We start from the raw sequence: 13,901 nt of genomic DNA on the forward strand, positions 1-13,901 counted from the left end.
AAACAGGAAGAGTACGATCATGAAGGCCACGAAGAAGGGGAACTCCTCGAGCGAGGCGGGCGTAAGGAAGAAGCTAACACCCAGGGCGCCAAACAGCATTCCGGTAACGCTGATCTGGGTCACCGGGGCCCCGCCGAACCGATCCGAGAACGGGCCAGCGATTATTCGTATCAACGAGCCCACCAGCGGCCCCAGGAAGGCGTAGGTCAGGGGGTCGGGAGCGCCTTCAAACTTGCCATAAAGCTGCATGATCATAAGGGGAAAGACCGCCGATAGCCCGGTGAAGGTGCTGAGGGTGGCGATGTACAGGCTGGTCATGAACCAGGTGTGTTTGTCGGTGAAGATGTCGAACTGCTCACGAAAATTGGCCCGAATCGGCACACTCTTCAGGAAAATCCAGGCCAGCCCCACCCCAACCAGGACGAAAGGCAGATAGACCAGCGCAGCGTTGTGGAGCCACATTGGCCTGCTCACCTCGCCTCTGGTGAAGGTTTGGGGGTCTCCCAACCCCAGCAGGCCACTACCCAGAAGGGCGAAACCCACCACCCAGGGGGTCAGAAACTGTACCACGCTCACGCCGAAATTGCCGACCCCGGCCTGGATGGCCAGCGCAGTACCCTGTAGCTTTCTAGGGAAGAAGTAGCTGGTGCTGGGCATCAGGCCAGAGAAGACGCCGCCCCCAATCCCGGCCAGGAAGGCCAGCAGAAGTAAGACCCAGTAGGGGGTGGCCGGGTTGGGGATGGCATAGCTCCAGCCAATCACTGGAATCAGCAGGAGTATGGCGGAAAGGGTAACCAGATGCCGGGTGCCCAGGATGGGGGGGAGAAATGTCCAGAGGATGCGCAGGGTTCCACCGGCCAGCCCCGGCATGGCTGTAAGCCAGAAGAGTTGCGTGGTGGTAAACTGAAAGCCCACCCCCGGTAGTCTGACCACGATTGCCGAGACCATGAACCACACGATAAAGGCCAGCATCAGGGTCAGGGTGGTAACCGCTAAGGTGCGCCAGGCCAGGGCCTTGCCGGTAGACTCCCAGAACTCGGGGTTCTCCGGTTCCCAACGGGGTAGCCAGGTTTTCGGATCTTGTGGGTTGGTTGAGCTCACAATGGACTCCTTGTAAGGGTCTGCGGTAAAGCTTGCCGAACAGCTATGGACTGCTTCCAGGGGGAGGATCGAACCTACCCTTTAGCTCTGGAGCAGCCTTGTTAAGCATCGCGAGCACGGTCAGGTGCATCCAGATCAAACAAATTGCCGCCAGCACGAACACCACTGCAAAGGTCATCTGGGGCAGACCGGTCAACGCCTCTGTATAAGCAAACAGTGGGGGTAAGAAGAAGCCGCCTAGGGCCCCGAGCATACCCACCAGGCCGGTAACCGTACCCACATCTTTGGGATAGTATTCCGGAATGTACTTGATGTTGGCGGCCTTGCCAATTCCCTGTGCGGTGCCCATCAGAAAGATGAGCAGGGTGAATGACCAGACGGTCATGGTGTAGTGCATTACTTCCCGCATACCACCCCCCTCGTTGGGCAGATACAGTACGATATGACCTTCGGGCATCATCAGAATTCCGCTGGTGAGCAGCATGCCCCCCCAGGTCCAGTACATCACCCTTCTGGCCCCAAACTGGTCCGACAGCCAGCCGCCAACCGGCCGCATGAGCGAGGAAGGGAGAATAAAAAACAGGGTCAGCAGGGCCGCCTGGTATAGCGGTAGCCCAAAAACATCTACAAAGTACCGGGGCAGCCAGCCTGCCAGCGCCACATAGGCCCCCAGGGTTACCACGTAGTAGAGGCTAAAGCGCCAGACCCGCAGTTCTTTTAGCGGGGCCAGCATCTCGGAAATTGGCCGGCCTGCGGCAGGCTTGCGGTCTACTCGAGGGGTCAAGAACCATACGCCGAGGCACACCAGGACTAGCAGCACCGCAGACATAAAAGGCAGAAAGCGCCAGTGGCCTCGAAGCGCCCCCCCCAGAGATCCTGCTGCAGGCACTGCGGCAATGAGCGCGGGGCCAATAAACTTGGTCACCGAGGCGCCCACATTGCCTGCACCAAAGAAGCCCATGGCATAGCCTTGCTGTTGGCGGGGAAACCAGGCAGCGTTCCAGGCCGTGCCCACGCTAAAAGCATTGCCCGCGAATCCCACCAGAAAGCCATACAAGAGCAGCATGGGGAAGCTGGTGGCATAGGCTACCAGGAAGGCCGGAATGGCGGTTAGGAAGAGCATCGAGGTGAATACGATCTTTCCCCCGTAGCGGTCAGCCAGAATTCCCGCAACCAGCCGCCAGATGGCCCCGTTGAGGATGGCGCCCGCAATCAGCCAGCTCAATTGCACATTGGTTAGACCAAACTCCTCGCGGATGGGCACGCCCAGCACCCCGAACATGGTCCAGACTGCAAACATCAGGGTGAAGCCAGTAAACGAAAGAGTAAGCACCCGGATGCGCGCAACGCGTTCGGCAGCCTGAACGGGGTCGTTAGTCTGTACCACGGGATGTCCTACTCTCCGGCAGACCGGGCTCTGCTTTGGCCACCGAGGAGGGAGCAGCCTGGCGCCGGTTCTTCTTGATCCAGACCACGAGCTGCCAGGGCCGCCACAAGTATCCAATCGGCACGGTGATGATGTGAATCAGCCGGGTAAAGGGCAGGATCGCCAGCATCAACCAGGCATTGAAAACATGGAGCTGAATCCAGAAAGGCAGATCGGCCAGGAGCTCGGGGCGCGGCTGCAGGGTGATGATTGACCAGAGGTAGGGGGTCATCACCGAGGGAAACCAGAAGGAGCCATAGCGATACAAGACCGAGGTAAGGATGCCACTCACAATCCCAACTACCAGCAGCAGTAGCACGATCACGTCGGTAGGGCGTGTAACGGCTAATATGCGCCGGTTGGAGAGGCGGCGGTAGAACAGCACCCCCAGGCCGCCCAGGGTCCAGAGGGCTAGCACAAGCCCGGTGACTTCGAGCACAAAGAGCCGGATCGGTACCGAGTTCCACCACAACAGACCTTGCGGTATGAGCAGGGCCAGAAGGTGGGCCAACAGGATGATCAGTACGCCCCAGTGGAAGGGAATGGAGCCGAAGTAGAGCAGGTTGCGTTCCAAAAGCTGGCTCGAGAGGCTCGAGACGCCAAAAGGTTTGTTCCGCATCCGCTGGATGCTGACGATTACCAGCAGGGCCAGCGCGATATAGGGAAAGACCTGAAACAGCAGGATATTCCAGTTCATTCGTTGCCTCCTTTCCAGAACGAAAGATTTCTGAGCAGCGAACCCATTGCAAGAGGGAGCTGACGGGACTGAACCGAGGCTACGGCAGATCTGGTGAGGGGTTTGACCGCCTCGAGGGTGGCTTCTATTAGCCACAAGTAGGGGTTTTTGGGTTCCAGGGTCTTGAGGGTGTGGTGAATCTGTACCAGGGCTGGCTGTAAGAGCTGGAGTAACTCTGGCAGGGGTTCTTCGACCACCGACAAATAGCGCAACACGGGAATGAGGTGGTCGGGAATCTCGTTGGCGCAGTCAATGCCCCACTCCCTGTAGGCGCTATTCAACTCGGCCATGAAGCGCCCCCGCCGATAGTCCTCACCGTAGACGGCATAGCCCACGTTAGGTGCGGTGAGCGGGGTCAGATCGAGGGTGCGGGTATGGAGCTCCTCACGCTCCGCGAGCTTGAGTTCGGAAATAGACTGGAGGAAGTGCTCAAGGAGGGTTTTGCTGGAAGAGTGGGGCAGATCGTTTACCTGCTCCCACAACGCCCTGGTGGAGCCGGGGCTGGGGTACTGGTAGGCCATAGCCAGGGTCTTTAGCAGTCTGTCCATGCCTAGTCTCCTCTCACGGGTAACTCAATAAAGCCCACCCCGGTCTCGCCCTTGTGGGCCAGGGGATCGTTCCAGACCTCTGTTGCCATCTCGCGGTGATAGGGTGGCACCACAAAACGCTCTTGCAGGGTGGGCTTGGCGGTGAGCCGGTAGATGGCCTCGATCTCCTCGGGGGTGGTGCCGGCTGCTTCCACGATCTTCAGGGTGGCTGCGTCTATGCTTCTTTCCACACTCTGGCGGCGCTTGTAGATTCTTACCGCCAGCAACTTGCGCAGGATGGGCTTGATGACCTCCACACTGCCAGCCGCGAACAGGTTGGCCAGGTACTCCAGCGGCAGGCGGGCTTTTTCTAGATGGTTGAAAAGCTCGAAGTCCACCTGGTCGGGTGGGAGCTCGAGTTTGAACAACCCGTCCTCGATGGTGCTGACGATGGGCGAAAGCGGGGGGATGTAAAAGAGCATGGCCAGGGTGCGGTACTCGGGGTGCAGCGGCAGGGCCAGCTTCCAGACCTTGACAAACTTGTAGACCGGTGAGTCCTGGGCGGCCTTGATCCAGTCATCGCCCAGGCCGCCCGCCCTGGCGGCGGCGATCACGTCGGGTTTGAAGGGATCGAGAATCGCGTCCAGTTGTGCTTGCACCAGATCCTTGGTCTCCGCATTTGCGGCGGTGGCAATTTTGTCGGCATCGTAGAGAATTGCGCCCAGGTAGCGGATGCGCCCCACGCAGGAGTGGAAGCAGGCGGGCGCCTGCCCGGTCTCCAGACGCGGGAAGCACAGGATGCACTTCTCGCTCTTGCCGGTGGCCCAGTTGTAGTAGACCTTTTTGTAGGGGCAGGCCGCCACACACATCCGCCAGCCCTTGCATTTGTTCTCGTTGACCAGCACCACCCCGTCCTCGCCGCGTTTGTAGATAGCCCCACTGGGGCAGGCTGCCACACAGGTGGGGTTCAGGCAGTGGTTGCAGATGCGGGGCATGTAGTTGAAGGCCACCCGCTCGATCTCGGCCATCTGGGCCTGAATTTCGGGGGATACACCCTCCCAGTTGGGGTCGTTCTCGGCATAAAGGTTGGAGCCGCCCAGGTCGTCGTCCCAGTTGGGGCCAGCGTTGATGTTCATGGGCTCGCCAGTAATCATCGAGACCGGACGGGCTACCGGCTGGTCGTCGCCTTCGGGAGCGGTGAAGAGATTCTGGTAGTCGAAGGTGAAGGGCTCGTAGTAGTCATCGAGCTCGGGCAGGGCGGGGTTATAGAAGAGGTTGGTCAGGCCGCGGGCTCTGGAGTGCAGTCTGAGTTTCAACTGACCGTTCCTTTTCACCCAGCCGCCCTTGAACCGTTCCTGGTCTTCCCAGCCGGTGGGATACCCCGTACCCGGACGGGTCTCGACGTTGTTCCACCACATGTACTCGGTGCCCTTGCGGTCGGTCCACAGGTTCTTGCAGGCCACCGAGCAGGTGTGACACCCGATGCATTTATCGAGGTGGAAGGTCATTGAAACGTGTGCTCGTACGTTCATGCTGGTCTCCTTGGAAGTTCGCCGATAGTTTTTCTTTTTAGCTATGGGCTATCCGCTACCAATTCGGTTCCTCGATGCGCCGGACGTAAACAAAGGTGTCGCGGTTTACCCCCACTGGTCCCCAGTAGTTGAAGGCATAGGTGAACTGGGCATAGCCTCCGGACATCAGGACGGGTTTGAGACGGGCGCGGGTGATGGAGTTGTTCATGCCGGCCCTAGTACCGCGCAGGGGAGACTTGGGGATGCTCACGGTGCGCTCGGTGGCGTGGTAGACAAAGACTGTTCCGCTGGGGATGCGGGCCGAGACGATGCAGCGCTGCACGAAGACCCCATTGTCGTTGAAAAGCTCCACCCAGTCGTTGTCCTGTATACCCATTTTTTTGGCGTCTTTGTCGTTGAGCCAGATGGGGTAGCTGCCACGGGAGAGGGTCAGCATGCGGTGGTTGTCGGAGTAGGTCGAGTGGATGCTCCACTTGCCGTGGGGGGTGATGTAATTCATTAACATGCCCTGGGCCTCAGCCCGTGTGACCTCGGTCTCCAGAAGCATCGAGTGATCGGGGCGCGGCTTATAGGTGGGCAGGTGCTCACCCCAGTTCAGGTAGTTTGGGTGATCTAAGTAGAAGTGCTGCCGTCCGGAGAGGGTGCGCCAGGGGATCAGCCGTTCGACGTTGAGGGTGAAGGGGCTGTAGGCCCGGCCCTGATTGATGATGGCGCTCCAGGTGGGGGAGGTGAGCTGTCTTCTGGGCTGGGCTACGATGTCGGCAAAACTGATTCGGGTGTCGCGTACCGACTCGGCCAGATCGGTCAGTTTTTGACCGGTCTTTTTCTCCTCGTCCTTGAAGGCGCGGTAGGCCAGCTCACCGTTGGAGACCGGGTCGAGGTAAAGAATTACCTCGGCCACCTCGAGGGCGTTTTCGAGACTCGGATAAGTAGTGCCGTTCAGCTTGCGGCCCTGCCGCTGGCGCAGGTCGTCGTAGAAGTCGGCTGCCGGGATGGTCAGACCGTGCATCCCGACCCCGTTCTTCTCGATCCCAGCGAGATCATCTTCTGATAGACCAGCGGATACTGGCGCTCTACTACCCGGAATTTAGGCATGGTCTTGCCCGGAATGGCCTCGACCTCTCCCCTGCGCCAGTCGCGGTCGTCGGGCTGGGCCAGCTCGTCCACGGTGTCGTGTTGCAGCGGGATCATCACCAGATCTTTGACCGGGTCTGAAAGGTGGACGCTGGCTAGAAGGGAGAACTTTTCGGCAATGGCCTTGAAGATTTCCCAGTCGCTCTTCGACTCCCAAAGCGGCGCTACTGCAGCCTGCATGGGGTTGATGTAGGTGTGCAGGTCAGTGGTGTTGATGTCGGGCTTCTCGTACCAGGAGGCGGTGGGCAGCACGATGTCGGAGTAGAGCGCCGAGGTATCCATGCGAAAGTTGATGTCCACTACCAGGTCCAGCTTGCCCTGTGGAGCTTCCTTGCGGTATCTGACCTCCGAGACGTGCCCGTTGGCCTGCTCCGGGGCTACGGCGTTGGTGTGGGTGCCCAGATAGTGCTTGAGAAAGTACTCGTGCCCCTTGGAACTGGTGCCGATAGCATTGCCGCGCCAGATGAACCAGTTGCGGGGCCAGTTGCTGGGGGCATCGGGGTCGTCTATGGCGAACTCGAGCTTCCCTTCCTTGAGCTGCTTGACTACGTACTGGATGATTTCCTGGTCGCTCTGTGCACCCGCCTTCTGGGCCTCTTTGACCACCTCGAGGCTCGACTTGTTGAACTGCGGGAAAAACGGCAACCAGCCTTTGCGCACCGCCCGGGCCTGGTGGTCAATGGTGTGGTCGTTGTTCTGGCCCACCGTCTTGTCGTAGTCTTTGTAGCCACGTTCATAGCGCCACTGGTCGGAGTGGACGTAGTGGAAGCTGGGGCTGTTCTGCTGGCGGGAGGGTAGCCCCCAGTCGCCCGCGAAGGCGATAGGCCCCCAGCTGGCCTGGTTGGCGAGTTTCTCCTGGCCCACGTAGTGCGCCAGACCGCCGCCGTTCACCCCCACTGCGCCGGTGAGCATCAGGGCCACGATGCCGGCGCGGTAGAGCAGGTTGTTGTGGTACCAGTGGTTGGCCCCCGCCCCGATGATGATCAGGTTCTTGCCCCTGGTCTTCTCGCCGTTCTCGGCCCACTCACGGGCATAGCGGATCAGGGTCTCGCGGTGGATGCCGGTGTACTGCTCCTGCCAGGCCGGGGTATAGGATCCTACCTCGTCGTAGCTCTGGGGATACTCGCCGCCCAGGCCCCTGTCCACTCCGAACTGGGCCATCAGCAGATCGAAGACGGTGGTGACGGTGATCTGTCTACCATCCTGGGCGGTGATGTTCTTGACTGGGACGCCGCGCCGGGTCTTTTGATCGGCTCCGAAATCGTCGAACTCGAGCTGAACCACCTCGTCGGAGTTGTCGCGAAAGCTCAGCAGGGGGGCTATTTCCTCGCCGGTTCTGGCGTCCTTGAGTTCTAAATTCCACTTGCCTTTCTCGGTCTGCCATCTAAACCCGATGGTGCCGCCGGGCATTCTGGGGGCGCCCGACTTCTCGTCCCAGACCAGCAGCTTCCAGTCAGCGTTCTCCTGGTCGGCGTAGTCGGCGAGCTGGCCCGCCCGCAGGTAGCGCCCCGGCCTGCCGTCCTTCACCTCGACCAGGATGGGGCTGTCGGTGTAGCGCCCCAGGTAGTCGGTGAAGTACGGAACCTGCTTCAGGAGGTAGAATTCTTTGAGGATGACGTGGTTGACTGCCATCCAGAAGGCTCCGTCCTGGCCGGGATTAATCGGTAGCCACCAGTCGGCGTACTTGGCTACCTGGTTGAAGTCCGGCGCGAAGACGGTGAACTTGGCCCCAGCGTAGCGGCCCTCGGCGATGTAGTGCGTGTCGGGGGTGCGGGTCATGTTGAGGTTGGAGCCCACCACTGCGATGAAGCGGGCATTGTACCAGTCGGCGGCCTCGTGCACGTCGGTCTGTTCGCCCCAGATTTCGGGGCTTGCGTTGGGCAGATCGCAGTACCAGTCGTAGAAGCTCATGGGCACCCCGCCCAACAGACTCAGGAAGCGTGAGCCTGCCGCATAGCTGATCTGCGACATGGCGGGGATCGGACTAAAGCCGATTACCCGATCGGGGCCGTGCTCCTGGATGGTATGCACCAGGGAGGCCGCGATCAGCTCCAGGGCTTCGTCCCAGGAAAACCGACGGTAGCCGCCTTTGCCCCGTGAGCGCTGCCAGCGCCTGCGCTTCTCGGGCTCGTTGACCAGGCTCTTCCAGGCCTCCACCGGGTCGGGGTGCTTCTCCCGGGCCTCGCGCCACAGGTCAATCAGGGCCCCGCGTACGTAGGGGTACTTGACCCGGATGGGGCTGTACAGGTACCACGAGTAGCTCACCCCGCGCTGGCAGCCCCTGGGGGTGATGTCGGGCAGGTTGGGGTCAATCGCGGGATAGTCGGTGGCCTGTAGTTCCCAGGTCACGATGCCGTCTTTTACAAAGACTTCCCAGCTACACGAGCCGGTGCAGTTGACGCCGTGGGTGGTGCGCACCCGTTTGTCGTGGGCGAAGCGGTTTCTATAAAACTCCTCCCACTTGCGTTCGGTGGGGGCTTCGATTTCCTTGATCCAGTCGCTCATGTGCTCCTCCTACCGGTTGTGCGAATCCGTTCGGCCAGGCCCACCGGCCGATTTTTCCAGAACAGGTACATCACGCCAAACAGCACGACCAGCCCGATCAACCCGGCAAACAACATGCGGGCGGTGTCCCTCTGGGCAATACTGGTTGGCGGGCCAGCAGTATGCGCAAAGTAAGCACCCAGGGCAGAGATTTCCTCGGGTGTGAGGGGCTTGTCCTGGTAGCTTTCGCGCATTACCGGGAAGGCAGCCAGGTTGGTGAGCATGCCCCGCACCCCGGCGGCCCCCAGGCGTAGATGCAGGTCGGTGAGGTCGCGGCCCAGGCTGCCTCCACCCATCAGTCCAAAGTCGCCAGCAGTGTGGCAGGCCATACAAGGCGCCCCCCCATTCGCCAGGCGTTGCTGGCCCAAAAACAGCGCCTGGCCTCTGGCGATTAGTGCCGGGTCAGCCTGTTCGGCGGGGATAGGTTCAGGAATTGGCTGGGGTGGAGGCGCAGGCACCCCGACCTCGCCCAGCCCCCTCACATGGGCAGCAATCGCCCTGGCGTCGGCCTCGGTGAGATGAGGCATGGCGGGCATCACACCCTGATAGATCCTCCCGTTCACTTCCAGAGGGCCCCTGATCCCCTCCTGGATCACCCTGACCACGTATGCCTCGTCCTGCACTCGAGGGTTGTCTGCCAGGGGCACAAAAACTCCCGGAATGCCCTGTCCGGTTGCACCGTGACAGCCAGCGCAGGTCTGGCGAAACAACTGTGCTCCATCCGCAGCAACCACCAGACCAGCCAGGGCAGCCAGACCGACCAAAACTCTTTTCATTGCAGTCTCCTTTGTTCTTTGTGATTTTCCAGCCAGGACAACAACTCCTCGAGCGTGGAAAAGGGATGTTCGACCCCCGTCCTGGCATCCTTGATCCGACCTTCCCAGTGGCCTGCCTCATCCGGCCACAACAGCACCAGATACACCGGCGACCTGGCAGGGGGGAGGCTTCTGTGCGCAGGTTCCTGTGACATACACCCGTAGTTTCCTCCCATCCTCTAAACGCCCGCTTACAGGCTTGGGACATTTGCACCACTCGAACCCTCTAGGCTGTTAGAAAACCGGGAGGGAAGCTTGAACCACGTCCGCTGGCAACTGGACTCTCGAGGGCGAATCAGTGCCTGGGGGTTGGGTGCAGCGACTTTTTTCCGCCTGTCTGCCGAACAGGTGCAGGGCAAGCCCTGTGCCGAGGTGGTGCAGGGCACCGACGGGTTTGGTCGCCCCTTGTGTGCGCGCTGCCCGGTACAGCGTGAGATCAAATACGGGGCCTATCAGGCCAGCACAGCCCTCTCCTGCGGTGGCAAGCGCCTGAGTTGCCAGGGTTTTGCCAACGGGGATATTCGCATCGAACTCAAGCCCGAACACCAGCGTGACACCAGCGAGGTCCTGGCCTCGCTCTCCTGGGCGGTGCGTACACTGGCGGGCAAGCCAGGGCGTTTCTTCCAGACCTTGCAGGTCTTCCTGGCGGGTCTGCGAAAGAGCCTGCGGATGGAGGCCGCCGAGCTATTCCTGGCCGACCCCCAGGAGCACTACCTGGTACTCACCGCTTACGACGGTGTGCACCGCAAAGCCTTTATGGAGAAACCCTGGTTTGCCTGGGGCGAGGGCTACCCGGGGTTGGTAGCGCTGGGGCACCGAGCCCTGGTCACCCACGACCTGGCTGCGGACGGGCGTTACCTGAGACAGAAGGTCAAGAAGCTGGGCTACAAGACCTATATCTGCTATCCGTTGGAGCTCCCCCAGGGCCTGATCGGTGTGCTGAACCTGGCCAGCCGCGATCCTGCGGTGGATGACGAGGCCTTGCTCGAGCAGCTGACCCTGGTGGGGCCGATGCTGGCTGCTTCGCTATATATGGTGCTGACCCGATTGGGCGAGAAGGGCTTGCTCTCGATTGCCTCCACGCTCCGACGGGGGGCCGAGCTCGAGGGTATCGAGACCTTTCTGGCCCAGGCCGCAGCCATCAGTAGGGCTTCGTGTGTGCGCCTGGTGCTCCAGGATGGGCGCAATCTGACCCATTCTGCAGGCTCAGGGCAGGCCCATTCGGCAAGCCGTCGGCGTGAGCGCTCCGCCGAACGTTCAAGGCAAGCCCAGAGTCGCTGTGAGGTGCCTGAATGCCCGCATGTGCCGCAGTGTCCAGTCTGGCAAGGCAGGGTGCGGGGGGTGAAGATGGGGTTGGAACCCTGTCCCCACACCGAGGCTGGGCGGCCCCGCTACTGCTTGCCGCTGTGGTCAGGTGGGCATGTGGCGGGGGTGCAGCAGTTTCATTTTGCCCGGCTCCCCCAACCCCCCAGCCAGGCCGTTGCGCCCATCCTGTGGATGGAACGTCTGGGAGCTGAGGCCCTCTGGCCCCACCCGGAGCAGGCTGCGAAAGAGGGCCCGTTGCTGGAGATTCATACCCTGGGGGGTTTGCAGGTCCGCCGGGCGGGCGAGTTGCTCTCGGCCAGAGCGTTTGGCCGCCGTCAGGCCCTTACCCTGTTCAAACTGCTTATCGCCCACCGGGGGCAGACCCTCTCCAAAGAAGAAATTTGCGAGCGCCTGTGGCCGGGAGAAGACCCCAGCGAGACCCAGCGCCGCCTGTATGTCCTGATGCATGGCCTGCGCCATGCGCTGGAGGCCGATCCAGCACAGCCGCAGATTGTGTTGCGCGAGGACGAGGGCTACCGCTTTGTCCCGCAGGTTCGCTATTTCCTGGATGTGGTGCGCTTTGAGGAGCTGTTGCACCAGGGCGATGGCCTGGAGGGCGCCGCCGCACTGGAAGCCTACCGCCAGGCTCTGGCCCTCTACAAAGGCGACTTCCTGGCTGACGAACCCTATGCCGACTGGGCCGAGTTGGAGCGCAGCTACCTGCGCGAACGGGCGGTGGGGGCGCTGTTTCGTATGGCGGCCCTAGCCCTGGATCTGGGGATGCAGCGCGAAGCCCTGGAAGCCTACCGCCGGATCCTGACCCTCGACCCCTGGCGCGAGGAAGCCTACGCGGCCCTGATCGAAACCCTGGTCGTCAACGGGCAGGAGCCTGAGGCCCGCAGCCTGTTCCAGCAGTATCGGCTGCGGATGGAGCGCGAGGGCTTGCCGGTCTCGAGTGACCTGGCCCAAAGGGTGCGGATAAGCGCATAAACCGGCCCTGCAGGCAACGTGAAGATGCGTAAACGATCTGGCTACCAAGACCCGCCTGCGACCAGTCCCGACGGAATGTCTTTGGATCGCGCCAGTTCACCCCACTGGTGCGGCGAAGAAAGCGCCTCTGGTGAAACCATCAACCCTCATTCAGGAGCCAGCTCTCGGACACAGGCTGTTTTGTGCAACTTGCGGTTTTGGATACGAGCCGTTGCTAAATCATTACAAAGAGTGCTCAGCAACCCTCGAGGGCTTAGGCAGGTAGACACAGCGGGGCTCGGCGGCTAGCGGATCGCCGGTCTCGGCCCAGGCTCGGGCCCGGCTTCCACCACAGATCTCCCGGAAATCACAAACCCCACATTTGCCCTTGAGCAGCTTCTTGTCCCGTAGCTCCTGGAAGAGCCGGTTCTCGCGGTAGATCGAGAGCAGAGGCTGTTGCCGCACATTGCCCCCCGAGACCGGCAGAAAGCCCGACGGGCAGACCTCTCCGGTGGCCGATACAAAGACGAAGCCATTCCCGTCCGACAGGTGCACTCCCCGTCCGTGGCCCACCAGTGCACCATCCTGGTCGCCTGCCAGGCGGCGCTGCTGGAGTACCACCCGACGAAAATGCGGCCCTTCGGTGGTGCGGATCTTGAAGGTGTAGCGGCGGCTGGCCTGGTACAGGAATTCCAGCACCCCCTCGTACTCCTCTGCCGAGAGTTGTTGCAACAATGCCCCGCGCCCCACCGGCACCAGGAAGAACACCTCCCAGGTAGCCACCCCTTTGGCCTCGAGGATCTCGGCCAGGGCAGGAAGCTCCGGGGCGGTAAGCCGGGTCACGGTGGTGTTGATCTGGGTGAGCAACCCAGTCTCCCTGGCCCAGCCCAGGGCCTCCATGGCCAGATCGAAGGTGCCCGGTACACCCCGAAAGGAGTCGTGGCTCAGAGGGCTGGCCCCATCCAGCGAGAGGGCCATCTGGTGAACCCCCAGGTCTTGGAAGCGCTGTACCACCTCGCGGGTTAGCTTGGGAGTTACTGCAGGGGTGATTCCGACCTTGATTCCTAGATTCTGGGCTTCTTCCAGCAGCAAGAACAGATCGGGTCGGGAGAGGGGGTCGCCACCAGTGGGCAGCAGGATGGGCCTGGGGGAGTAGGTGGCAAGCTCCCGCAGAAGGGCCAGCCCTTCCTCTGTAGAAAGCTCACCCGGCAGCGGTTCGGGTTCTGCTGAAGCCCGGCAGTGCCGGCAAGCCAGCATGCAGGCGTGGGTCATCTCCCAGGCCACCAGGAGGGGAAAGCGGTTAAAATCTGGACGCATGCACCATAGATGCCATGTCGCGGTACTGACAAATGTCCTTGGTCAAAAGCACAAGATCATGAAACCATGCATGCTACCGAGGTTCTGCGCCAGGGCCTGCTATGTACTGCGGCTGGTGCAAGACCTGTGTGGACGGCCGGTGTAGCCTATGTTTGCCTGCCTATCGAAGTGAGACCGATGCAGTACAGGACAGAACTCTCGAGCAACCAGAAGTGATGCACCAGGAGCACTATGACCCAGACCTATGCTTATATCCCCGATCTTGCCGCCGAAGCCCCGGTGCCTTCGGGCGGCATCCTGAGCCGCACCCTCCCGAGCGAGGGCGGCAGCAAAGTCGTCCTCTTTGCCTTTGATGCCGCGCAGGAACTCTCCGAACACACTGCTTCACGCCCGGCCATACTGCATATTCTCTCAGGGTATGGGCGCCTGAAACTGGGCGACGATGAACGTGAAGCCAGACCCGGAACCTGGATCTATATGCCTGCGGGCCTGGTT

The 13,901-nt window shown here is 61.2% G+C and carries 10 protein-coding genes and 1 pseudogene; 2 read left to right on the forward strand and 9 right to left on the reverse strand.

Features of this window, described 5'->3' with window-relative positions; translation table 11 throughout:
• From Q0288_RS14420 to Q0288_RS14455, 8 genes and pseudogenes are all read right to left on the reverse strand, one after another.
• On the reverse strand, positions 1-1,101 hold a 1,101-nt coding region (locus Q0288_RS14420; protein WP_299431788.1), incomplete at its 3' end, for an MFS transporter.
• 43 nt (positions 1,102-1,144) lie between these two features.
• The gene (locus tag Q0288_RS14425) at positions 1,145-2,488 is read right to left on the reverse strand and encodes an MFS transporter (RefSeq protein ID WP_299431791.1); all 1,344 of its coding nucleotides are present in this window, start codon (positions 2,486-2,488) and stop codon (positions 1,145-1,147) included.
• Positions 2,475-3,224: a respiratory nitrate reductase subunit gamma gene (narI, locus tag Q0288_RS14430; protein ID WP_299431794.1), complete on the reverse strand. Its 750-nt coding sequence runs from the start codon at positions 3,222-3,224 to the stop codon at positions 2,475-2,477. The genes Q0288_RS14425 and narI overlap by 14 nt, the downstream gene beginning before the upstream one ends.
• Positions 3,221-3,811: a nitrate reductase gene (locus tag Q0288_RS14435; RefSeq protein ID WP_299431797.1), complete on the reverse strand. Its 591-nt coding sequence runs from the start codon at positions 3,809-3,811 to the stop codon at positions 3,221-3,223. Before Q0288_RS14435 ends, narI begins: the two co-directional genes overlap by 4 nt.
• Before the next feature lie 2 nt (positions 3,812-3,813).
• A complete protein-coding gene (narH, locus tag Q0288_RS14440; RefSeq protein ID WP_299431799.1) occupies positions 3,814-5,322 on the reverse strand; it encodes a nitrate reductase subunit beta in 1,509 nt (502 codons plus the stop codon).
• 55 nt (positions 5,323-5,377) lie between these two features.
• Positions 5,378-8,961: pseudogene (locus Q0288_RS14445) on the reverse strand (nitrate reductase subunit alpha).
• Positions 8,958-9,776 carry a c-type cytochrome gene (locus tag Q0288_RS14450; RefSeq protein ID WP_299431801.1) on the reverse strand — a complete coding sequence of 273 codons (819 nt, stop codon included), beginning with the start codon at positions 9,774-9,776 and terminating at the stop codon, positions 8,958-8,960. The pseudogene Q0288_RS14445 and the gene Q0288_RS14450 overlap by 4 nt, the downstream one beginning before the upstream one ends.
• Positions 9,773-9,970: a hypothetical protein gene (locus Q0288_RS14455; protein ID WP_299431803.1), complete on the reverse strand. Its 198-nt coding sequence runs from the start codon at positions 9,968-9,970 to the stop codon at positions 9,773-9,775. Before Q0288_RS14455 ends, Q0288_RS14450 begins: the two co-directional genes overlap by 4 nt.
• A gap of 100 nt (positions 9,971-10,070) precedes the next feature.
• Between Q0288_RS14455 and Q0288_RS14460 the strand changes: the two genes are divergently transcribed.
• Positions 10,071-12,110 carry a BTAD domain-containing putative transcriptional regulator gene (locus Q0288_RS14460; RefSeq protein WP_299431805.1) on the forward strand — a complete coding sequence of 680 codons (2,040 nt, stop codon included), beginning with the start codon at positions 10,071-10,073 and terminating at the stop codon, positions 12,108-12,110.
• Between the two features lie 222 nt (positions 12,111-12,332).
• On the opposite strand, the gene Q0288_RS14465 is transcribed toward Q0288_RS14460, so the two are convergent.
• Positions 12,333-13,406 (reverse strand): TIGR04053 family radical SAM/SPASM domain-containing protein, encoded by a 1,074-nt coding sequence (locus Q0288_RS14465; RefSeq protein ID WP_299431807.1) that lies wholly within the window; start codon positions 13,404-13,406, stop codon positions 12,333-12,335.
• A 231-nt stretch (positions 13,407-13,637) separates the two neighbouring features.
• Between Q0288_RS14465 and Q0288_RS14470 the strand changes: the two genes are divergently transcribed.
• Positions 13,638-13,901, forward strand: a 264-nt coding sequence (locus Q0288_RS14470) for a cupin domain-containing protein (RefSeq protein ID WP_299431809.1), incomplete at its 3' end; no start/stop codon positions are given.

Source organism: uncultured Meiothermus sp. (assembly GCF_937863175.1).
In the GTDB taxonomy this organism is placed as follows: Bacteria; Deinococcota; Deinococci; order Deinococcales; family Thermaceae; genus Meiothermus.